This window comes from Chryseobacterium sp. GP-SGM7 (assembly GCF_049166575.1).
Lineage (GTDB): Bacteria > Bacteroidota > Bacteroidia > Flavobacteriales > Weeksellaceae > Chryseobacterium.
In genome coordinates, this window is sequence record NZ_JBMHFF010000003.1 from 175,126 (window position 1) to 197,290 (window position 22,165).

20 protein-coding genes and 3 tRNA genes are annotated in these 22,165 nt (G+C 35.0%); 3 read left to right on the forward strand and 20 right to left on the reverse strand.

The window, feature by feature from the left end; all coding sequences use genetic code 11:
• Positions 1-102: 102 nt before the first annotated feature.
• The 10 genes from ACOOWA_RS13155 to ACOOWA_RS13200 form a co-directional block, all read right to left on the reverse strand.
• On the reverse strand, positions 103-663 hold the full coding sequence (locus ACOOWA_RS13155) for an NADPH-dependent FMN reductase (protein WP_421375837.1): 561 nt from the start codon (positions 661-663) through the stop codon (positions 103-105).
• Positions 664-730: 67 nt separating this feature from the next.
• Complete coding sequence (locus tag ACOOWA_RS13160; protein ID WP_421375839.1) at positions 731-1,510, reverse strand: SDR family NAD(P)-dependent oxidoreductase; 780 nt, start codon at positions 1,508-1,510, stop codon at positions 731-733.
• Positions 1,511-1,574: 64 nt separating this feature from the next.
• The gene (locus ACOOWA_RS13165) at positions 1,575-2,855 is read right to left on the reverse strand and encodes an NAD(P)/FAD-dependent oxidoreductase (protein ID WP_421375841.1); all 1,281 of its coding nucleotides are present in this window, start codon (positions 2,853-2,855) and stop codon (positions 1,575-1,577) included.
• Positions 2,856-3,035: 180 nt separating this feature from the next.
• Entirely contained in the window at positions 3,036-4,208 is a 1,173-nt protein-coding gene (locus ACOOWA_RS13170; RefSeq protein WP_421375843.1) for a MalY/PatB family protein, read from the reverse strand.
• Positions 4,209-4,215: 7 nt separating this feature from the next.
• A complete protein-coding gene (locus ACOOWA_RS13175; RefSeq protein ID WP_421375845.1) occupies positions 4,216-5,781 on the reverse strand; it encodes an ABC transporter permease/substrate-binding protein in 1,566 nt (521 codons plus the stop codon).
• Complete coding sequence (locus tag ACOOWA_RS13180; RefSeq protein ID WP_421375847.1) at positions 5,778-6,698, reverse strand: ABC transporter ATP-binding protein; 921 nt, start codon at positions 6,696-6,698, stop codon at positions 5,778-5,780. The genes ACOOWA_RS13175 and ACOOWA_RS13180 overlap by 4 nt, the downstream gene beginning before the upstream one ends.
• A gap of 6 nt (positions 6,699-6,704) precedes the next feature.
• On the reverse strand, positions 6,705-7,895 hold the full coding sequence (egtB, locus tag ACOOWA_RS13185; protein WP_421375849.1) for an ergothioneine biosynthesis protein EgtB: 1,191 nt from the start codon (positions 7,893-7,895) through the stop codon (positions 6,705-6,707).
• Positions 7,896-7,912: 17 nt separating this feature from the next.
• Positions 7,913-8,896, reverse strand: a complete 984-nt coding sequence (locus tag ACOOWA_RS13190; protein WP_421375851.1) for an L-histidine N(alpha)-methyltransferase — start codon at positions 8,894-8,896, stop codon at positions 7,913-7,915.
• A 19-nt stretch (positions 8,897-8,915) separates the two neighbouring features.
• On the reverse strand, positions 8,916-9,881 hold the full coding sequence (locus tag ACOOWA_RS13195; protein ID WP_421375852.1) for a zinc-binding alcohol dehydrogenase family protein: 966 nt from the start codon (positions 9,879-9,881) through the stop codon (positions 8,916-8,918).
• Between the two features lie 5 nt (positions 9,882-9,886).
• Positions 9,887-10,279: a nuclear transport factor 2 family protein gene (locus ACOOWA_RS13200; RefSeq protein WP_421375854.1), complete on the reverse strand. Its 393-nt coding sequence runs from the start codon at positions 10,277-10,279 to the stop codon at positions 9,887-9,889.
• 378 nt (positions 10,280-10,657) lie between these two features.
• Here ACOOWA_RS13200 and ACOOWA_RS13205 point away from each other — a divergent pair, with 378 nt between their 5' ends.
• Positions 10,658-11,197 carry a hypothetical protein gene (locus ACOOWA_RS13205; RefSeq protein ID WP_421375856.1) on the forward strand — a complete coding sequence of 180 codons (540 nt, stop codon included), beginning with the start codon at positions 10,658-10,660 and terminating at the stop codon, positions 11,195-11,197.
• Positions 11,198-11,254: 57 nt separating this feature from the next.
• Here ACOOWA_RS13205 and ACOOWA_RS13210 read toward each other — a convergent pair whose 3' ends face one another.
• From ACOOWA_RS13210 to ACOOWA_RS13225, 4 genes are all read right to left on the reverse strand, one after another.
• Complete coding sequence (locus ACOOWA_RS13210; RefSeq protein WP_421375858.1) at positions 11,255-12,439, reverse strand: MFS transporter; 1,185 nt, start codon at positions 12,437-12,439, stop codon at positions 11,255-11,257.
• A gap of 763 nt (positions 12,440-13,202) precedes the next feature.
• Positions 13,203-14,441, reverse strand: coding sequence for a site-specific integrase (locus ACOOWA_RS13215; RefSeq protein ID WP_421375860.1), 1,239 nt, complete (start codon positions 14,439-14,441; stop codon positions 13,203-13,205).
• 385 nt (positions 14,442-14,826) lie between these two features.
• A tRNA-Asp gene (locus tag ACOOWA_RS13220) sits at positions 14,827-14,900 on the reverse strand.
• A gap of 35 nt (positions 14,901-14,935) precedes the next feature.
• Positions 14,936-15,009 (reverse strand) — tRNA-Asp (locus ACOOWA_RS13225).
• Between the two features lie 434 nt (positions 15,010-15,443).
• Between ACOOWA_RS13225 and ACOOWA_RS13230 the strand changes: the two genes are divergently transcribed.
• Complete coding sequence (locus ACOOWA_RS13230; protein WP_421375862.1) at positions 15,444-16,559, forward strand: LuxR C-terminal-related transcriptional regulator; 1,116 nt, start codon at positions 15,444-15,446, stop codon at positions 16,557-16,559.
• A gap of 495 nt (positions 16,560-17,054) precedes the next feature.
• Complete coding sequence (locus tag ACOOWA_RS13235) at positions 17,055-18,059, forward strand: DUF7151 family protein (RefSeq protein WP_421375863.1); 1,005 nt, start codon at positions 17,055-17,057, stop codon at positions 18,057-18,059.
• A gap of 495 nt (positions 18,060-18,554) precedes the next feature.
• Here the strand turns inward: ACOOWA_RS13235 and ACOOWA_RS13240 are convergent.
• The 6 genes from ACOOWA_RS13240 to ACOOWA_RS13265 all read right to left on the reverse strand — a co-directional run bounded on the left by ACOOWA_RS13240 (position 18,555) and on the right by ACOOWA_RS13265 (position 22,165).
• Positions 18,555-18,628: transfer RNA gene (locus ACOOWA_RS13240), tRNA-Asp, on the reverse strand.
• 130 nt (positions 18,629-18,758) lie between these two features.
• Entirely contained in the window at positions 18,759-19,076 is a 318-nt protein-coding gene (trxA, locus tag ACOOWA_RS13245) for a thioredoxin (RefSeq protein WP_421375865.1), read from the reverse strand.
• A gap of 73 nt (positions 19,077-19,149) precedes the next feature.
• On the reverse strand, positions 19,150-20,325 hold the full coding sequence (locus ACOOWA_RS13250) for a cysteine desulfurase family protein (protein WP_421375866.1): 1,176 nt from the start codon (positions 20,323-20,325) through the stop codon (positions 19,150-19,152).
• 2 nt (positions 20,326-20,327) lie between these two features.
• Positions 20,328-20,798: a hypothetical protein gene (locus ACOOWA_RS13255; RefSeq protein ID WP_421375867.1), complete on the reverse strand. Its 471-nt coding sequence runs from the start codon at positions 20,796-20,798 to the stop codon at positions 20,328-20,330.
• A gap of 24 nt (positions 20,799-20,822) precedes the next feature.
• Positions 20,823-21,410: an HAD family hydrolase gene (locus ACOOWA_RS13260; protein WP_421375868.1), complete on the reverse strand. Its 588-nt coding sequence runs from the start codon at positions 21,408-21,410 to the stop codon at positions 20,823-20,825.
• Between the two features lie 29 nt (positions 21,411-21,439).
• The gene (locus ACOOWA_RS13265) at positions 21,440-22,165 is read right to left on the reverse strand and encodes an SDR family NAD(P)-dependent oxidoreductase (protein ID WP_421375870.1); all 726 of its coding nucleotides are present in this window, start codon (positions 22,163-22,165) and stop codon (positions 21,440-21,442) included.

Sequence of the window (22,165 nt, forward strand, 5' to 3'; positions counted from 1 at the left end):
TTGATTAATATGGTACAAATTTCCCACTATCTAAGATAATCCACCCATAAACAAGTTTAAGAATTCGCATTGATCTATGTTAACGCGCTTTCTTAAAAATGATCATTGGCCTACATTTTTCTCAAACCAAGCAATGTATGAATCGACCGCTGTTTTGATAAAATCTTTAGTTCCGCTTTCTTTTAACTGACCTTCTTCGTCAAACAGGTCATTGACGTGTGCAATGTACACCTCCGGTTGCTGCATCGTAGGCATATTCAGAAATACGAGACTTTGTCTTAAATGATGATTGGCTCCGAAAGCAGAAAGATTCCCTGGCGAATTACTGAAAATTGCGGCAGGTTTTTTATCCCAGACGCTTTTCCCATAAGGTCTTGAACCCACATCAATCGCATTTTTCATTACCCCCGGAACGGAACGATTATACTCAGGTGTGATAAAGATAACACCATCGACTGCCGACATTTCTGTTCTGAACTTTGTGATCGCTTCAGGTACTTCATTGTGATCATCAAAATCCTGATTGTATAAAGGAATATCATTTAGATCAATCAATTTAAAGTCAAATCCTTCCGGTGTAAAATCTAAAAGCGCTTTGCCAATTTTCTTTGAAAATGATTCTTTTCGCAGACTTCCTGCAAGAATCCCTATTACTTTGCTCATCGTTTTGTTTGTTTTACAATTTTGCCGGCAAATGCCAGCAAAATTTAAATTAGAATGAATGAATTAATTACATCGTCATACCGCCATCAATCGCAATGGCCTGACCAGTCATATGTTTTGCCTGCGAAATAAATATCACAGCATCGGCAATATCTTGTGGGGTTTGATCAATTCCTTGAGGAATCAGCGATGTTTTGTTTCTTTCCCAAGATTGTTCTTCAGTCTCACCTTCCAGTTTCCATCGGTCTGCAACACCGCCTTCTCCACGCCACATTCCTGTACCTACTATTCCTGGACAAATGGCATTGACTGTAATTCCTGTAGTCGCTACCTCCTTTGCAATACTGTTTGTAAAACCGATCACTGCAAATTTTGAAGCAACATAATGAGACAAATGAGCCATTCCCATTTTACCGGCTATGGATGCACTATTGATTATCGCACCCGAACCTTGAGATTTCATAATTTCAAGCTCAGCTTTTGTGCTTACAAAAACACCTTTGCTATTGACCGACATTATTTTATCCCAGTCAGCTGGTTCTATTTCTTCGATACTTCCAATTCCGACAACGCCCGCATTATTTACTGCAACATCAAGCCTACCGAAAGTAAATACCACCTTTTGAAGGGCTTTTCTCATAGATTCCAGATCCGTAACATTGGCTACAAGACCAATAGCTTTACCACCATATTCTTCAATTTCCTTTACGGCGGTTTTCAAAAGTTCTTCATTGAGATCCGCAATGGCTACAGAAGCACCCAATTTAGCAAATTCTATAGCAATAATTTTCCCTATTCCTCCTCCGGCACCTGTTACAAATACCACTTGATCTTTTAAATTTGACATATCTTTATTTTAATGATTAATAATTTATCCTGTTTTTTTATTGAATTTTAGCTAGGTTTAAAATTCATTTTTGATGTTCTGATTTTACAATCATTCGTAATGGTTGATCTTTTGTAGCATAGGCATTTAGCCAGTTAAAAAAAGTAGTAACTTTATTTCGAAGATTGATCAGTGAAAAAAGGTGTACGAAAACCCAGATCAACCAGGCAAAAAAACCGTTGAAATGTTTGAAAGGTCCCGATGTAAGGTCCGCAACAGCTCTATTCCGGCTGATGATCGCCATTGAGCCTTTATCATTATATTTAAATGGAGATAATGCTGTTCCCTTGGATTGCGAGATCAGATTCTCAGAAAGCTTTTGAGCCTGCTGGATGGCGACCTGAGCCAATTGCGGATGTCCATTTGGAAAAGCCGCATCGGCTGTCATTATACTGGTGTCTCCCAATGCATAGATATTCTCCGTTCCTGACACTTTGTTGTAAGCATCCACATTAAGACGCTTTCCTCTTCCGTAGCTTTTTTCCGGAATACCTTTAAATACAATCGCAGTGACGCCGGCTGTCCAGAGTAGATTTTTTGTTTCAATCTCGGTTCCGTCTGCAATGTAGACCACGTCATCAACATAATCTTTTACCAACTGCCCCAGTTTTATCTGAATTCCCATCTTTTGCAGAGATTTTGTCGCATATTCCTGAGAAGGCTTACTCATAGGTGCCAAGACAGTAGGAAGTCCATCGATTAAGTGAATATCAAAAGGTACATCTTTGAGTTCCGGATAATCTTTTAAAAGAATATTTTGTTTAAGTTCACTCAACATTCCGGCAATTTCTACACCAGTTGGTCCACCACCAGCAACTACAAACGTTGTAAGCTTTTTGCGTTCCTGAAGATTTTGCGTCTGCGTTGCTTTTTCCAATCTGTCAAGGATTGTATTTTTCAGGCTAATGGCATCTACAATGGTCTTCATCGGTAATGCATTCTTTCTGATATTCTCATTTCCGAAATAATTGCTGACAGTTCCTGTGGCAATGATCAGTTTGGAATAGGAAAGTTCCCCATTGTTCAGAATAATCTTATTTTCTTCCGGCTTAATCTCCAAAAGCTCACCCATTCTGAAAGAGAAATTGGAGTGTCCCCTAAAGAATTTTCTGAATGGATAACTGATATTTGAGACATCCAAAAAGCCTGTGGCAACCTGATACAATAATGGAGGAAAAAAATTGTAATTATTCTTATCCACCAGAATGACCTTTGATCTGTAGTCATTTTTTAACAGGCGTTTGGCAATCTCAATACCTGCGAAGCCACCACCTATTATTACTGTTGAATTGTTATTTAATTCCATAATTTTCTTTACTTAAATAATAGTACAATACGCTTTTGAATTTCGATTGAACTATTTTACTATAACAAATTTATGAACATCTAGGCCACTATTCAATGCGTAAATGGAAGGAGTACATATCTAAAAGATTGTTTGTGAAATTTTATAAGCAAGAATACCTATATGACTATTTTATGACCTTCAATTCTGATCCCGGAAGTATAATTTTAATCGTTTTAATCCTTCCAGAAGAACTTCTCTCGGACAACCTATATTAATTCTCAGAAAACCTTCGCCCGCTGCACCGTACATTGTTCCTGCATTCACCCAAATCTTTTGTTCTTCAAGTAAAATTTTGGATAATTCGTCCGACGTTTTATTCAAAGAATTACAGTCCAGCCATACCAGATAAGTAGCTTCCAAAGGGAGAACTTTAATTTCAGGTATATTTTTTTTTATAAATTCTAAAAGATATTGATAGTTTCCGTTAAGATAAATTTTCAATTCCCGCATCCATTCCTTTCCATTTTGATAGGCCGCAATCAATGCAGTGGCAGCGATCGTATTTGGATAACTGGTTTCCTGAATTTCAAAGGTTTTATGAATTTTGTTTAAGACATCAATGTTTTCAGAAATGACATATGAAATCGGCAAACCTGCAAGATTAAATGTCTTGCAGGGCGACCCGCAACTTACCGAGTTCAAATTATAATTTGCTGCCACGGATGTGAAAGGAATATGGTGATAACCTTCATAAACCAAGTCTGCGTGAATTTCGTCTGAAACAACCATTACGTGATGTTTGGCACAAATTTCCGCTATTTTTTCAAGGTCATTTCTTTTCCATACTCTGCCAACAGGATTATGAGGATTACACAGTAAGAGAACCTTCGCTGTCGAATCGGATGCTTTTATCTCCAAATCATCAAAATCAATTTCGTAGGCTCTGTTGATGTAAATGAGATTATTCTCCATCACACCAAATTCACAGTTTTCGAAGAAATTATAAAAATGATTATAAACGGGTGGCTGAATAATAATATTTTCCCCAGACTTTACAAAGGTTCTTAAAATTGCGGAAAGTGTAGGAATCATTCCCGGACCAGGCAGAATCCATTCTTTTTTGATATGGTACTGATGAATTTCTTTCCACCATTCGCTGATTGCCTCAAGAAAATTGTCCGGAACCAAGCCATAACCAAAAACACCTTGAGACACTTTTTCCACGATTACTTCTGTAATTTCGGGTGCAGTTCTGAAATCCATATCTGCGACCCACATTGGCAAAACCTCAGCATCTATTTCTAAATCCCATTTTACAGAATTCGTGCCTCTTCTTTTAATAATCTCGTCAAAATTATATTCGTTTTCCATCCCATTTCTATTTTGAATCCATATATTTTTTGAGGTCGGAAATACTTTTTATCTTCAGCTCGTCTGCCTGTTTTTTGCGCATCATCAAAGCATAAGAGTTATTAAACCCAAGCGGTTTCAGCCACTGGATTCCATATTGTTTCCTGAATTCCGTATCTACGAATTTATACGTCTTATCAGCATTTTGAGAAACCGTTTGAACGGTCTTTTCTGATGGCTTTAATAAAACTAAAAGTCCTGTTCCGGTGTATTCAGGGTAAAAATCGATGGCATCGTTCATTAGTGCGTCAAAACAGATTTTCGTTCCACCCAATCCTGTTTTGGTTTCCACTTTATAATTGGTGTAGCCTTCAATCATTATTTTGTAGATTTCAGTAAGAATATACTGTTCCCCAAAAATCTTTGAACCAATGCGAATTGTTGAACCACTTCCCTTTCGTGGAACTTCATATAATTTAGTTTTAATTAAAAAATCCTTCGCAATTTTCTCAGGCGTTTGATTAAGATAATCCGAACGGTAATTCAAATCTGTCATTATCGAATCGTTGAATTTCCCAGCAAGTAGATTCAAAGTTTCTTCAAGTTCAGGAAATTTTTCTAAAGTTTTCGTCTTGATAATCGGTGCCGCAAAATAAGGTGGGAAAATCTTTTTATCATCCTTCAAAACGTACAAATCATAGGCTTTGATTCTTCCGTCTGTGGAATATCCGCTGATCAGATCCAGTTCACCTTCATAAGCTGCCTTGTACATAACGGCATCGCTCACGACTTTAGGATTGACATTCAAACCATAAACGGACCGCAGTCCCAAATCGCCGTCCTGCCTTCCCATAAATTCAGGTGTAAATCCTGCCTTCAACTTATTATCTGAAACGGAATTCATCAAATAAACACTTCCAAATAGCAATAAAATTGCAGGAATGATGTATTTTAATTTCTTAAAAAACTGATAACCTGATTTCTGCAAAACAGCAATCATCTGGTCGAGTAAAATTGCCAATAATGCTGCGGGAATAGCGCCTGCCAGAATCATATTGGTATTGTTCAAAGAAATTCCGCCAAAGATAAATTCGCCCAAACCACCTGCTGCAACAAAAGAAGCCAGGGTCGCCACGCCAACATTGATAACCGCTGCCGTTCTGATTCCCGCAATAATCACAGGCATTGCCAAGGGAAGTTCAACTTTGAAAAGCATTTGTTTTCGATTCATTCCCATTGCTTTTGCCGCTTCAATGACGCTTGGGTTCACACCGGTAATTCCTGTAAATGTATTTCTGATAATCGGTAAAAGTGCATAAATCAACAATGCGACAATGGCCGGCGTTGCGCCAATTCCAAATGCGGGAATCATAAAACCTAATAATGCAATACTTGGAATAGTCTGTAAAATTCCTGCAAAACCTAAAACCGGACTCGATAATTTTCTTTTTCTCGCGATTAAAATTCCCAATGGTAAACCCACAATAATCGCTAAAAGTAATGACAGAAAAGTTAATCCCAAATGCTGTACCACCTGAGTCAGTAATTTTTCGTGCTGTTCTATGACGAACTGCCAAAGACTTTGTTGCGTCATAAGATTTGTAATTTTCTGTATTCGTTAAATCCTCTGATCAACGTTTCATAAGCATCTGTATTTTTCTGTTCTGAACTTAATGCCTGTAACGCATTCCAAACAGTTGTCGATTCATTAAAATCAAAGTCAGTGGATAAATTTTCTATATTGATAAATGAATTCAAATCAATTACCCTCGCGACCTGATATTCCAATAAAAGTCTGTTTTCGGCAAAGAAATCTTTTACAAAATCATTTTTCGGGCAATACAACATTTCTTTTGGAGTTCCGGTCTGGATAATTTTTCCTTTATCCATCAAACAAATCCGATGTCCCAATTCAAATGCTTCCTGTACATCGTGGGTCACGAGAATAATAGTTTTATTTTTAAGCTCTTCCAAAGATTTGAATTCTGAGTGAATATCAGCTTTCGTAATATTATCTAAAGCTCCGAAAGGTTCATCCATCAAAAGAATTGGCGAATTGGCAATAAGAGCCCGGGCGATTCCTACTCTCTGCTGTTGGCCACCACTCAGTTCAGAAGGAAAACGTTGGAGCACATCTTGGGGAAGGTGAAGTTTGTACAGAAGTTCTTCGGTTCTGTTTTGAATTTCCTTTTTGTTCCATTTTAATAATTCCGGTACTACAGCGATGTTCTGCTTAATGGTGTAATGCGGAAACAATCCAGAATGCTGCATTACAAAACCGATTCCCATTCTGAGCTCTTCCACATTTTGACTACGGATATTTTTTCTGTCAATCAAAATATTTCCCGAATCAGCTTCTATCAGCCGGTTAATCATTTTTAAGGTTGTCGTTTTACCACAACCGCTGGTTCCCAAAAGCACCAATATTTCCTTATCATTGGCCTGAAAAGAAATATTGTCTACTGCTGGTTTTCCGTTGAAACTTTTCGAAACCGATTCTACTGCTATCATAGGCGGTTATTTAGCAAGTCTGATTCCCGTGAACTGCCATTTCAAGCCAGTTTGGAAAAAGTTACGGTATGTATTTCTGCTGTGTCCCATTGGTGTGGCAACAGATGCCCCGCGCAAAACCATTTGATTGACCATAAATTTTCCGTTGTACTCTCCTACTGCGCCGGCTTCTTTCTTAAATCCAGGATAGGGCAAATAAGCAGAGTTCGTCCATTCCCAACGGTTTCCCCAATCAAAATAATTAGAAGCCACTTCCCATTCAGCTTCTGTGGGGAGACGCATTTCTTTCCAGGAAGCGAAGGCTGAAGCTTCGTAAAAACTGATGTGACAAACGGCATCATTTAAATCTAAGTACTCAAGTCCATTTAAAGTGTAATTCATCCATTTCCCGTCAATCAAATGCCAATACAGAGGAGATTTTGCTTCATTCTGTTTCACCCAATCCCAGCCTTCAGCGTGCCAATGTCTGAAATCCTGATAGCCTCCAGCTTCCATAAATTCTAAATATTCTCGGTTAGAAACTAATCGGTCAGCAATTTCAAAATCATTAAGATACACCTTATGTCTTCCCAACTCATTATCAAAACAAAAACCTTTCCCTTCAAAACCAATTTCATAAATTCCTTCATTAAAATGAATCATTTCGATATTTTCAGATTGTACCTTTTTCGAAACATCTTCATTTTTATAAGCAGGAAAAAGTGGATTGTGACCTAAAATATATTTGATGTCAGTTAGTAATAGTTCCTGATGTTGCTGTTCGTGATTGAGACCAAGTTCGAGTAAAGGTTTAATTTCTTCCGTTAAATATTCCCTTTGAAGAAAAGCATCCATTTGCTCATCAACATATTTTCTGTATTTATAAATGTCAGAAACGGACGGACGACTCAGGTTTCCTCTGTCTGTACGGATGACTCTGGCACCAATTGTTTCATAATAACTGTTGAAAACGAAATTATACTGCGCATCGAAAACCTGATAATCAGGAAAATTGGGTTCTAAAATAAAAGTCTCGAAGAACCAGGTCGTGTGACCCAAATGCCATTTCGGCGGACTTACATCGACGATAGGTTGAACCACGTAATCCTCAATTTCTAAAGGTTCACAGATTTTAACAGAATGATTTCGAATTTCTGAATATTTCTCTGCCCAATTGGTTATTGAATTTGGAATCGTAAGAGCGGAATTTGTTTTCATTGGAATTAATTTTAAAATTAAAAAACCTGCCAAATAGAATCTACAAACCAGTTTTTGGAATCGGTAACCTCATCGATAATATGAAATTTTGCATCTTTTGCGAGTCTGCTGATATCGTCCTGAGAAAATTTTTGTGATATTTCCATATCAATCAATTCATTTTCTTCAAAATGAAAAGCCTGATTTCCGATGTGTACATTTTGTTCAGTAAGACTTACGAGAAAACTTCTACACTCTCCTGATAATGGGTTATAGGTCTGATAATGCTGAAAATTCAGAACATCGAAATCCGCTTCCAGTTCGCGATTCATTCTGATAAGAAGATTCAGGTTGAAAGATGATGTGATTCCTGCCGCGTCGTTATAGGCATTGAGAATGGTATGCGGATTTTTTTTCAAATCAAAACCAATAAGAAGAATGTCGCCACGATTCAGTTTTCTCCTCAATTCCCGGCAGAAATGATGAGATTCCTCCAAATACATATTGCCGATATTGCCACCAAGAAACAATACAACTTTTCTTTTTTGCGAAATAGACATTGCCTTGTCCAGCATATCAAAATATTCGCCTTCCAAAGTTTTAATCTCCAGATTTGGCAAATCTCTCCTAAATTTTTCATCTAATACTTCCAGAATATGTCCCGAAATATCGATTGGCATATAAGTAAAATCGATATTTTCTTTGGTTAAATACTCAAGAAGATAACCTGATTTCAGAGCATCACCGGCGCCCAGTTCAATTAAATCAAAAGGTTCATTATCTGTCAGTATAATTTTTGCCAACTGCTCTGTTTTATTTTTGAAAATATCGACTTCGCAATTGGTCAAATAATACTCAGGCATATCCATAATCTGCTGGAAAAGTTTGTCGCCAGCCTCATCATAAAAATATTTTGAATGTAATTTTTTGGGACTGCTTTTTAAACCTTCCAAAACGTCCGCCAGAAAGGTTTTCTTTGAGTAGTTTTGCGTATGGAATTCTGTTTCTGCCTGTAAATTCATAAATTTTGTTTTTTGGGTTTTAGAGAACTACAACTATCTTGCCGCCACCGGAATTGGATTCCATAAAAGAATGCGCTTCCGAAATTTCTTCTAGTTTGAAGACCTTTTTTATTTTGGGGTGAATGTTGCCATTCTCTATTTCATTGATAAATTCCTGAAAATATTTTCCATCCACCCGCATTTGCCCACTATCGTAAACCGTGAGAAACGTTGCAGCAGGAATATAATCCATTGGTTCAAATTCTTTGATGGACCATTGTTCAGAAAGCATTCCTGTCATACAGACAATCCCTCCCCGAGCCACTGATGACAAAGAATCTTTTAAAGTGGATGTTCCTACAAGTTCTAAAATCTTGTCAACTTTCAGGTCTTGTTCTGATATTTGTTTTGAAAGATTCCCATCGTCAATCAAAACTTCATCAGCTCCGTTTTCCATCAATAAACTTACTTTATCGTCATTTCGGGTGGTGCTGATGACTTTCAAACCTTTCGATTTTGCAAGTTGTGCCGCAAGCATTCCAACAGAAGAAGTTCCACCACGAATCAGCAGTGTCTCGCCTCTTTTGATAGTGAGTGCTGAGAATAAAGAACCATATACGGTCTGGAACATCTCAGGTAAAGCGCCTAAAACATCCCAAGGCAAAGAACTTTCAAAACTTGAGATAACCGTTTTTGGCAAAACGGCATACTCTGCATAGCTTCCGTCAAAATCTCTGCCCATTCCACCCATAAATGCCGCTACCTTTTGACCTTTCCGGAATTCATCTGAAGGGTCTTCAACAATCTCACCAACACATTCGATTCCTAAAACTCTGGGAAAATGAACACCTTCTGAATAACCTTTTCGGGTCATCACTTCAGAACGATTCAGCCCGAAGGATTTAATTTTTATTAAAACCTTCCCCTGCGAAGCAGACGGGATTTTGCGATCTTCCAGTCTGAGATTTTCAGGACCACCTGCTCTGTAAAGTACGACAGCCTTCATTATTATTAAACTATAGTTTTTACGTTATTAAATAAATATCTGAAAATTTTCCATTCGTTATTTATTTTTTTAAATACAAAAAAATCCTGACTTGTTTTCAACACATTTAATTTGGTTTCACTATCTTTTACCGATGTCTCTGCAAAAGCCGTTACAAAGGCAAAATCTCCTGCTAGCACTACATCCTCAGCGGAGTAACTAATCGTAAAATCAGTTTTGCTTAAAAAACGTTTTCTGCGGTTGTTTTTAAGTTCGAGTGCTGTGATACTTTTATAATTATCCGGTATGAATAAAGCATCATCCGCATAAAAATCACCTATTAATTCTGTCTTTGCGAGATTAATTGTTTTAGCATAATCATTTACTCGGCTAATGATCATTTCTTTTTCATTTGACATAATTTCTAAATTTTAATTATAGTGAGTGATAATCAAAATATTTGTAAACTATCACAGTACAAATATCTAATGATTGACAGACAGATACCAATAAACAATTACAATAAATACCCTTGAACTAGTTTAAGAAAACCACTGATCTTGAAAATTGAATAAGATCTTCAAGTGGGTTGCAAATGTGAAATGGATATACTTTTCTGAGGAATATCCATTTTTTACAATGACTATTACGGGTAATTTTGCCTTTGTAGATCTGCAATCCGGAAGAGCAAGAACAAAGTTCAAAAATACCTTTCTTCCACATTAACCCAAACTTAACAATATTCAAAATAAAATGTTCTTAAAAAAAATACGTTCAGAAGAGCTATAACTGCTATAATGTCATTCGTAGGTATTTTCTTTGCCAATGGTCAGGATATTTCTATGAATGATGATGATGATGAAGATTTCAAAAAGAAGATTGGAGTTTCTACAGTTATGGGACACGCAATAATTAAAAACAATAAAAAGAACAAAAAAAATTTCAGTGCGCCGACTCTTGGCATAAATCTGAATTACTGGATAACACAAAAATGGTCTTTAGGACTACATTCAGACCTGATCTTCGAAAATTTTGTGATTGAGGAAAATAATGGCTCCAGAGAAAAATCCTATTTAGAGAGAGAGTATCCTTTATCAATAAATGCAGTAGTTATCTATAAACCGCTAAAATCTTTAGGGATAATGGGCGGCGCCGGCAAAGAATTTAGTAAATCTAAAAACCTTACAATGATCGTAGTAGGTCTTGAATATTTCTATGAACTCTCCAAAAAATGGGAAATCGGGCTTTCAGTTACTTACGAAATGAAGTTAAAATCTTATGACACTCTAATGATTGGTCTTGGAATAACCAGGTTTTTTGATTTGAAACAGGATTAAATGTCACCACTCTCATCTCGCTAAACGATTAATAAGGGACTATTACAGCAAACTGATCTAAGCTTTGATCTTTTTGTAAAAACTTACAGTGATCAAAAAACCAATTAAAGCCAATACTGCTCCAACGAGAGCCGGATACTGGTAAGAAAATCCCAATGCAAGCGGAACCCCGCCTAAATAAGCACCTGCCGAGTTGGCTATATTGACCGCAGATTGGATGAATGCGCTCCCCATCATTTTGGATTCGGGAGCAGCATTAATAATCAATAAGCTAATAGGAGATGCACCTGCCATTGAAAAAGCACCACACAGAAAAGCACATATCAAGGACACAGCTTTTATGGAAGAGAATAGGTAAATGGTAAGAAGTATAACAGCCATAGAGGCTAAAATAATTACAATTGTTTTACGATCTCCAAAACGATTTGTCAATAAACTGCCTATGAAATTGCCAATCACCATTCCGCAACCAACCAAAATCATTATATAAGCTAAACTCTCAGAAGAAAATCCTGATACAAAAGTCATTAAAGGAGCAATGTAACTTAGCCAGGCAAACAAACCTCCAAATCCCAATGCACATATCGCCAGTATGATCCATATCTGTTGTTTCTTTAAAAATTTAAATTCGTCCCGCATACTAACATTCTTTTTCATCTTAATGTCCGGAATCAACAAGTATATAAATAATAAAGAAAGCGCTCCTATCAACGAAATGATAACAAACGCAATTTCCCAGGAAAATAATTGTCCTAAGTAAGTCACTAACGGAACCATTGCCAAATTGGCAACCGTTAATCCTGTAAACATTATGGCAATATTCTTTGCTTCCTTACCTGGCACAGCTAATTGGGCGGCCACCACAGTACCAACACCAAAAAAAGCACCGTGTGGCAATCCCGCCAGTAACCGCATAATTACCATTAATGTGTAGTTATAAGAAATAGCTGATAATAAATTGAAGACAATAATTAACATCATAAAAAGCATAAGTACTTTTTTAGGAGGAAATCTTAAAGCAGAACTAATCAGAACAGGAGCTCCTATAACCACCCCCAAAGCATACGCTGAAATAAAATTTCCGGCTTCCGAAATTGTTGTACCAAGTGATGTCGCTACATCCGGAATCAGGCTCATCATTGCAAACTCTGTTGTTCCTAAACTTAATCCACCCAAAGCCAGTGGAATCAATCTTTTGTCAATCATATTAAAACAAACTTCATTATTATTTTGCAGCTTCACTTTTTGTGCAATTTTGTAAACAACCTTTAATTAACGTTTTCAGAACTAAGTGAAAGCCCAATTACCATTAGCTTCGATTTATTCTGGACAAATACCGTAGAAAATAAATAACAAAATACTACTGTATTTGAATTTACAATCACAAAGTGAATAATTTGCAAAAATACTATAAGCTTTGATTACAGAAGGATAATAAAGATTAAGAAAGAACCTTAATATAGTTTAAGATTATTTTTTATGAATTGAAAAAAATGACTGGCAAGTGATCTAGATTTTTTTGAAAATATAATAATGGAAGCTTGATATTGATTTTCATTTTTATCATTTTTTCTAAATCGTCTAAAAAATGGTTCGACATTTTTTTGGTATTCTATCCAAGACCGAAACATCTAATTAAATACTTACTATTTCGATGCTTATTGCTATTAGTTTTATAAGCAAGATTACTTTAGACATAAGCACAAGGACTTTGTAAAATAAAAGCACAGGATATTACCTATTTTCAATTTGACTTAACAGCACCAAATCATCAATATAGTTGTTTTGAAACTATGCTTTTTGGTAAAAGAACAATCTACTCATTTATAAACAGCATATATTTCTTTCTAAAATTTTATCTGATTATTTAAAATACTTAATTCACGAGTTAACCTTAAAAGCATTTACAGATATCTACAAGTAAAAATTTACAACGTAGTTTTAATCAGAAGATCTAATTTGAGTTTTCTAATATGCATTTACAAAGATTTACAATAATTTTTAATTATGCTCTGAAATTCTCCTTTTCTTTTCTTTGCAATATAAACTTTAACATCGACATATCTTCGCTAACTTTCTTATCAAGAATTTTTGCATAGTGTTGAGTGGTCTTAATATTTTTATGCCCCAGCATTTTACTAACACTTTCAATTGGGACTCCATTCGCCAAAGTTACTGTGGTAGCGAAAGTATGACGAGCAATATGATAAGTAAGCTCTTTATTTATATCACAAAGGTCAGCGATTTCTTTTAAATAAGCATTCATCTTCTGATTACTTAATATAGGAAGAAGTTTTCCACTGTTTAAACAAGTTGGATGATTTGCGTATTTCTCGATAATTTCTTCCGCTTTAGGGAGTAATGGTATATTTGATTTCGTCTTGGTTTTTTGACGTGTAGTGTATATCCATTTATTACCATCTAATCCAATATTAATGTTATCCTTTGTAAGCTTTTGTGTATCTATGTAAGCTAGCCCTGTATAGCAACTAAAAAGAAAGATATATCTCACCTGTGATAAACGCTCATTTTTAAATTCTTTGTTAAACATTAGTTCTAATTCCTGTTCATTCAAGAAAACTCTGGTCACCTCGTTAAAACTCGAGCTATAGTTGAGGAATGGATCTCTTTCAATCCAACCACTAGCGATACATATACGAACAATCTTTCCAAAATTTTTAAGATACTTTACAGCAGAATTGTTATTACAAGATTTTTCGGTTCTCAGATAGAATTCAAAATCGTTTAAAAATGCGAAGTCTATCTTTTTTAAATCAATATCCGAGAGATTAAACTTCCATTTTAGAAATTCTCTTATGTGGCTGAGGCAGGTTTTATATCGTCCTAAAGTTCCTATTGCAAATTCTTTCCCAACAAGTTGTTCCATTCTATTGTTATGATCCAAGAAAATAGGAATAAGTGTTCTGTTAAGTTCATCTTTTCCTAAAATCTTATTTTTCAGAATTTCACAGGTAACTTTTTCGCCGCTCTTAATTAAGTCGTGATAGATGTTATAAACTCTCTGTTCAAAAGTTTTAAGATAAAAATTAAGCGACTTGACCTCTTCTGTAGTACCACTTACCTTCTGCATTGCTGAACTCCACTTTTTAGGGTTCACTGCACGTTTGGTGCTAATCTCAGTTATTTTCCCATCTATGGTAATACGTAAGTATATTGGGATATCTCCAATAGCATTGATCTTAGATTTTTTCACATAGAAAAGTAGGTTGAATGTCTTGTTCATTTATTTGGATTTTATGAGTTTAAAATTAACTTCAGTAAAAAACATTCACAAGATATTCACTTTCTGAACTGGCTTACTACAGGCGCTTTCCAATCATTTAGTGACCTCATTAGACCATTTGGTTAAGGTCACTTCAGTAGGTCACTTTAGATTATAAAATCCAATGATAAATTTCAAAGAATATTCAACTTTTTAAGCTGTTTTTGAAAAAGCATCGAATTGAATATTCAATTTTCTCAGTGACCTATTTTTCCCGATGTTTCAGGTCACTGAATAAGTCACTTTCAGATTGTGTAATTTTGACTCTTTTTGAATAGTCTAAAAACGAAAAAAGCTTTAAAACATATGTTTTAAAGCTTTTTGTGCTATTTTGTTTTTATAGCTGCGATCCGGACGGGACTCGAACCCGCGACCTCCGCCGTGACAGGGCGGCATTCTAACCAGCTGAACTACCGGATCAATTTTCTTTTAAAGTTAAAATTGTAAAAACTTTGCGATCCGGACGGGACTCGAACCCGCGACCTCCGCCGTGACAGGGCGGCATTCTAACCAGCTGAACTACCGGATCTTTTCACAATTTTCAGAAGTGTTACCCTTGATTATTGTGGTTGCAAATATATAGCTTTTTTCATTATCTACAAACTTTAGCAATGAATTTTATGCAAATTAACTATAAATTACACATTATCAATTCTATTAGTTTTGTTTTCGATTATCATTACTTAAATTGGCATTAAATTAAAGCATAAAATTACATTATGATATAATTAAGTAGTTTAATGAAGATGAAATTACTTAACCAGCACTTGAAAGAAAAGAAAATGGGTGGATGAGAATAATCAAAACGAAGGCAAACAATAAAGTAATATTTATGATAATCAATACATCACTTATTGTTATTTTTGTAAAAGAAAACTAATATCTATAATGAATCGATATTCATTGCTCATTCTAATATTTTCTTGTCATTTAGTATATTCTCAAGAAATAAATATTGATAAATTGTCTAATACAATATATCAATATAATAATCAACAGAATTATAAAAAATCACAGGATACTCTTCTTAATTTGCTTGAACAAGAAAATATAATTCCCAGAGATAAGATCGAAATCAATATCTTGCTATCTTACACTCATAAAAGGCTGCAGGATTATACATTTGTTAAATATTATTTGTCACAAGCCAACACTATCGCCAGAGAAAATAATCTTACAGAATTATATAATAAGATCAGTGTGCAGTTTGCCTTTGCCTATTTTGATACCCAGGATTACAGCAAAGCGGCAAAAATTATGGAAAAGATCTCCAGTGATGATTATAGAAATATTTCTACAGAGGATAAAGCAAAGATAATAATGCAGGAGGGTTATATTTATTACACCCATAAAGATTTTGTGAATGCTGATATCTACTATGAAAAAGCAGCTTTATTAATGCAAAAAAGCAGCTCGTGCGATTTGCCTATTATTTATGGAAAAAAAATACAACTTTATTTTTCTCTGAATAATCTGGACAAGGCTGCACAATATTACAATTTGGGAATAAGAAAGGCGAAAAATTGTAAAATAATGAAATATGAAATTTATCTCGCTGAAGTGATGATGAATTTCTATAAAGAAAAGAAAGATCCTGTAAACGCATTAAAATTCACAAATAAATATGACTCACTGAGTAAAATATACAGGGCATCTGAAAACCTTCAGAAATTGCACCTTGACCGTAACCTTAAAGTACATAAGACAGAGCAGGAGGTAAAAAAATTTAGTATGATTAGTACTGTAATTTATTTATTGGCTATTTTAATCCTTTGCGTTATAATCTATTTTATAGTTAAATACGCAATAAGAGTTAGAAAAAACAATATCGCCTATCTTAGCGAAATTGAGTCGATGAAACAGATATTATTAAATCATCATCAAGAGAAGAACCAAAGTGCCGAAATAAAATTAAATAATAAACAACTTATGATCATAAGTATGATAAAAAACGGAAAAACTAACAAGGAGATTGGAAAAGAATTTAACATTACCGAAAGTACCGTGAAATATCATATAAAAAACATCTATGAAACTCTAAATATTAAAACAAGAAAAGATTTGAATGACATTATTTGAGTTTTACAAAAAAAATATCTGATTATTAAACACTTATCATTTAATTGATCTTACAGTATTGCATACTTCGTAAGGGATAGTTTTAAAAACTGTCCTTTTTTTGTACCTGTATTTTTAAAAACTGTACTTATTTCATACTTATAAACTCTTTTGTTTTTAAACTAATTAAGTTGCTTTGCATAAGAAATATAACCAAAACTAATGCTGATTTTTAAATTGAAATTTTGGAAAGCAATCAAGATATGTTTACTGAATGGAATTCCACTTAAATTTAAAGACATCAAGTCTGTGATGGAAACAATAATTTAATCAGGTCTTCCAAACTGATAACCCCATTAACTTCTCTGTAGCTTGATAGACAGTTTCATATAATTCCCAAATCTTTCCTAAACTGTTAATAAAACTTTAATAAAAACTACCCTATAAAAAAAACTTAAAATGATTATTGATATGAGTATTATGAAAAAACAATCGGAATTTCTCAAAAAGTATTTAATGGCTTTTATAATTGTGCCTGTCTCACAATACACAATGGCTCAAACTGGCAATGTTGGGATTAATACAACCAATCCCACTTCTACCCTGCATGTAAAAGGTAAAGGAAATACATCATCAACAGAAACTTTCAAACTTGAAAATTCAAATGGAACAAATCTGTTTAGTGTTAACGATGATGGAACTGTTTCCGGAACGGTTGTTTCGAATCTTGGAAGCAACGGTACTGGGATCAACGGTAAAAATGCGTTGGTAAAAACCACTACTGAAGCTTCCGGTACCAACTGCGCAAATGGCGGAATAAAGGTAGAATCAGGGCTGGATGATAACAATAACGGTATTTTAGACGCTTCTGAGGTTACCGGTCTTAAATATGTTTGCAACGGAACTCATGGAACCAATGGTACAAATGGCCAAGGAGTTCCTACAGGTGGGACAACCGGACAGGTGCTTTCAAAAGTGGATGCTACGAATTACAATACGCAATGGGTAACACCGGCAGGTGGTGGAAGCGGAGCCACATTAGTACTTCAAGCCACCAAAACTACCAACGCTCAAATATTGCCAAATGCAAATGGTAGTGGAAGCGGAACTCAGCTCACTGGTGATTTGGTAACCTATAATAATGCCACCACTACCGTTTCTGCCATAGGAACTTACGACAGCAATGGTGTTTTTACTGTAGTACAACCAGGCCTTTATTTTGTGCAGGCAGTTACCCGTTCGCAGGATGCGGCAACAGCAACCAATACTACCAACCAGAACTTATATGTATCTATAAATGGTGGCGGACCTACCGACATTAATTCGTTTCATACTATCTACACAGGTGCCAATAATACAAACTATCCTGCCGGAGTAAAGGGTAAAGGTTATACATCGGGCATGTATTATCTAACTGCAGGTCAAACAGTACGTATCATTGGCTGGAGTTCAAATTCCAGCACGGCAGGTCAACCACTAAAAACCGATGGAAGCTGCCAGTTGATGATCGTTAAAATGTAACAGCTTCATAAAACGAATGAAAATGTCAATGAAACTGAAATCAGACCACGCAAAAAATCATCTCTGATGATCAATAATTGTTTGGGGAATCTAAACAGAAAACCTGAGATAAAACACAGTAGTTATGATTTTATTCAGAAATAAAAATAAAGAATCAAATTTTATAGATATTAAGGAGGAAACAGGTATAAAAACAAGATAAAAGGCATCAACAACAATGTTAATGAGAATAATTCATAAGACTCTTTTCTCGAAGTTAATAGTTTATTTGTAAAGATTATTCCAATATATCTAAATGAAAAAATCGAAAAAAGTAGGTTTCATTCGTTATGAAAATGATAATCTGAATTTTTCATCAATTGTAGTTCGTAAATAATGGAAAACTCCACTATAGAATTGATTTTAGTTTTTTGTCATGAACAAACATAAAAACAAAAAAAGCTTTAAAAAATGTGTTTTTTTAAAGCTTTTTATACTACATTGATATTGTAGTTGCGATCCGGACGGGACTCGAACCCGCGACCTCCGCCGTGACAGGGCGGCATTCTAACCAGCTGAACTACCGGATCTTTTTCACAATGTCCAGAAACATCTTCTTTTATTGTGGTTGCAAAAATACAACTTTTTACCAGTTCTGCAAATCTTTAAAAACAAAAAATGCTTCCCAAGATGGAAAGCATTCATTATCAAAGCTATTTTTTATAAGTGTGCGCTTAATTTCTCCGCGATTACTTCTTTTGGCGTTACACCAACCAATTTATCTACTACTTCACCGTTCTTGAAAATAAGAACTGTAGGGATATTTCTGATTCCGTATTGCATAGAAATATCTTGGTTGTTGTCTACATCTACTTTTCCTACAACAGCTTTTCCTTCAAAATCTGTTGCAACTTCTTCGATAATTGGTCCCAATGTTCTGCAAGGTCCGCACCATACTGCCCAAAAGTCTACCAATACCGGTTTGTCTGATTTTAAAACCGTTTCCTGAAATGAGCTATCTGTAATTTCTAAAGCCATTTTTTTATCTTTTAATTATTAATATTCTTATTTTATTTATCTGATTCAAAATTACCACTTTAAAATGAAAAGCTTATCTATGCTCGACATTTGTATTTTCTATAACGAAGCCTGCAGATATTTCCTTTAATGCACTCACAAAAGCATCAATTTCATCTTTAGTTGTTTTATGACTGAATGAGACTCTTAAAGGGGTACCGTTATCCATTTCATCTTCAGATAAAACCATCATCATTACCATAGAAGGTTTTGAAGCTCCCGATGAACATGCACTTCCCTGTGAAACCGCAATACCTTTCATATCAAGCTGTAAACCTATTAAAGGATTTTTATAAGGAAGCAAAAGGCTTACCACAGTGTATAAACTGTTATCCGCCTCAGAACTCCTTCCGTTGAATTTAACTCCCGGAATCTCTGCTGCAACTCTGTCAATCGTATATTGCTTGATTTCCTGCATATGTAGGGTATAAGCTTCCATATTATTTAATGAAAGTTCTAAAGCCTTACCCAAACCGGCAATTCCTGCTACATTTTCAGTTCCTGCTCTCAAGCTTCTTTCCTGAGGACCGCCAGTAATAATCCCTTTCAAACCACTAGATTTTCTGATAAATGCGAAACCAATTCCTTTAGGACCATGAAATTTATGAGCACTGCAGGATGCAAAATCCACTGGAATATCTGAAAAGTCAAGATTCATGTGCGCCATGGTCTGAACAGTATCAGAATGGAAAAGCGCATTGTTTTCTTTACAAATATTTGCAATTTTTTTAATGTCAACAATATTTCCAATCTCGTTATTGGCGTGCATTAAACTCACTAAGGTTTTTTTATCGGAAGCTTTAAGTAATTCTTCCAATTTAGTTAAATCAATATCTCCTTTTTCATTGGGACGGATATAAGCAACTTCAACTCCTTTTCTGTTTTTCATTTCCAAAATACTTTCAGAAACACATTTGTGCTCCATTGGAGAACTGATAATTCTCTCAACGCCGAGATACTCAACGCTGGATTTTATGATCATATTGTTGGATTCTGTACCGCAAGATGTGAAAATAATTTCTGCCGGAGTTATATGTAGATAATCCGCAATCTGCCTTCTTACATTTTCTATTAAAATTTTAGCTTCCTGCCCGAAACTGTGCGTTGAGGAAGGATTACCGAAATTCATTTTCATCGTATCAACCATTGCGTCGATTACTTCTTCTGAAAGCGGAGTTGTAGCAGCGTTATCTAAATATATTTTATTCATTTTTATTTTGAAGATTTTAATTGTACTGAAGTGAACTGATAATTGGAAGGCACCGAAAAAATAAACCAGGGGTTTGAAAGTACCTGAATTTCCATTCCGCCCGATTCATACATCGGAACTTCTACATACAGTACATTATCTTTTACAGAAATACTTTTAATTTCGTTAATTCTGTGATCACCGGAATTAAATCTTCCCTGATTATACAGTACCACTTTTTTACCAGCCGGAAAAGAAGGATATTTTGCAACAGGCTCACTTCCGGTTTCTACGAGAGACTCCCCTTGTTTAGACTTTATAGCTTCTATAAAATCCTGCTCATTTTTTATAATTTTAAAGCCAGCACCATCAGTACCACCTTGCGATTCTGACATTAAGATTTCTCCTTTTTTCTGCATATCATCAGATTTATTTAAAGCTGTGCTTGTACAACTCATGATCATTGCAAAACACAAAATCAGCAGTTTATTCATTTTATTTTTATTAATCCTTCAAAATTAATGAAAAAATTGGTAATGACCTTCATTTGCCCATTTCAGCATCGGTTTATCTCCCGAAGTATCTCCGAACGCTATGATTTTATCGTACTTATCGTCTGAAATTTCTTTTTTAATGCGCTCTAATTTCTCTTTTCCGTTGCAATTTTTACCAATAAAGTTACCTGTAAAAACACCGTTTTTGAATTCAGCCCGGGTAGAAACAAGATTCATCTGTAATTTTTCGGCAAAAGGTTTAGCCCAAATATCAAGAGAAGCAGTCACCATAAGACTCTGCGTATTTTCTCTATCAATGTTTTTAATAAAATCTAATGCATTTTCTCTTACAATTTTAGGATAATTTTCCTCAAAAAACTGTTTCGATTTTTCTTCAATTTTAGATTGTAACTGGCCTTTTAAAACCGAGCCGATAAAACTTTTCTTCACTTTCTCCGTCTCTGCCAGTTTTAATTTCAGAAGGATGAAGAGTGGAATATGTTTCAAAAACTGCACCCTAAATTTAGAGGGATTGTAGAATTTCAGATACAGAAACATGGTGTCTTTGTAAGTGAGTGTGCCGTCAAAATCAAAACAATACAATTTTTTCATTCTAATCTTTTAATTATTTTAAAATCTGATTAAAGCTTTAATTTTTTAAAGATAAACTCAGGAATATTTCTGATGATCATCATAATAACGCCCCAAACCGGTAAAACGTATGCAATATTCTTTTGTTTTTTAAATGCTGTATAAATACAATCTGCAGCTTGTTTTGGAGTTGCCGTTAATCTTGGATTTAATGGTAAACCTTCCGTCATTTTTGTTGCCATAAATCCTGGTTTTACAGTCAAAACATGAACTTTTTTTTCAAAAAGATAATTTCTAAGTCCGCTCAAATAAGCTGTAAAAGCAGCTTTTGCACTTCCGTAGATAAAATTACTCTGTCTCCCACGATCTCCTGCAACAGATGATAACCCGATGATTGTTCCTGATCTTTTATTTTCAAATTTCTGTGCAAAATAATTGATCACAGGAACTAATTTTGAATAATTTATATCAATAATTTGTTCTGTATTTTTATTGTCATATAAACCTTCTTCCGTACCATCTCCTAAATAGCCTGTTGCACAAAACAGCAGATTCGAACTGATGTGATCGAAATTAAAATAATTGATTTCCTTGGTTAGATCGAGCTCGATAGTTTCAGAAAGCTGCAGAAATTTTACGTCAATGTGTTTTGCAAAACGCTCCGTTGCCTCTCTGTTTGATGTAAAGAGATAGATTCTTTCGTATTTTTCGCCTTCCTGTAAAGCTTTTTCAACAAAAGCCTGCGCTACTTCAGATGTACTTCCGAGAACTATCAT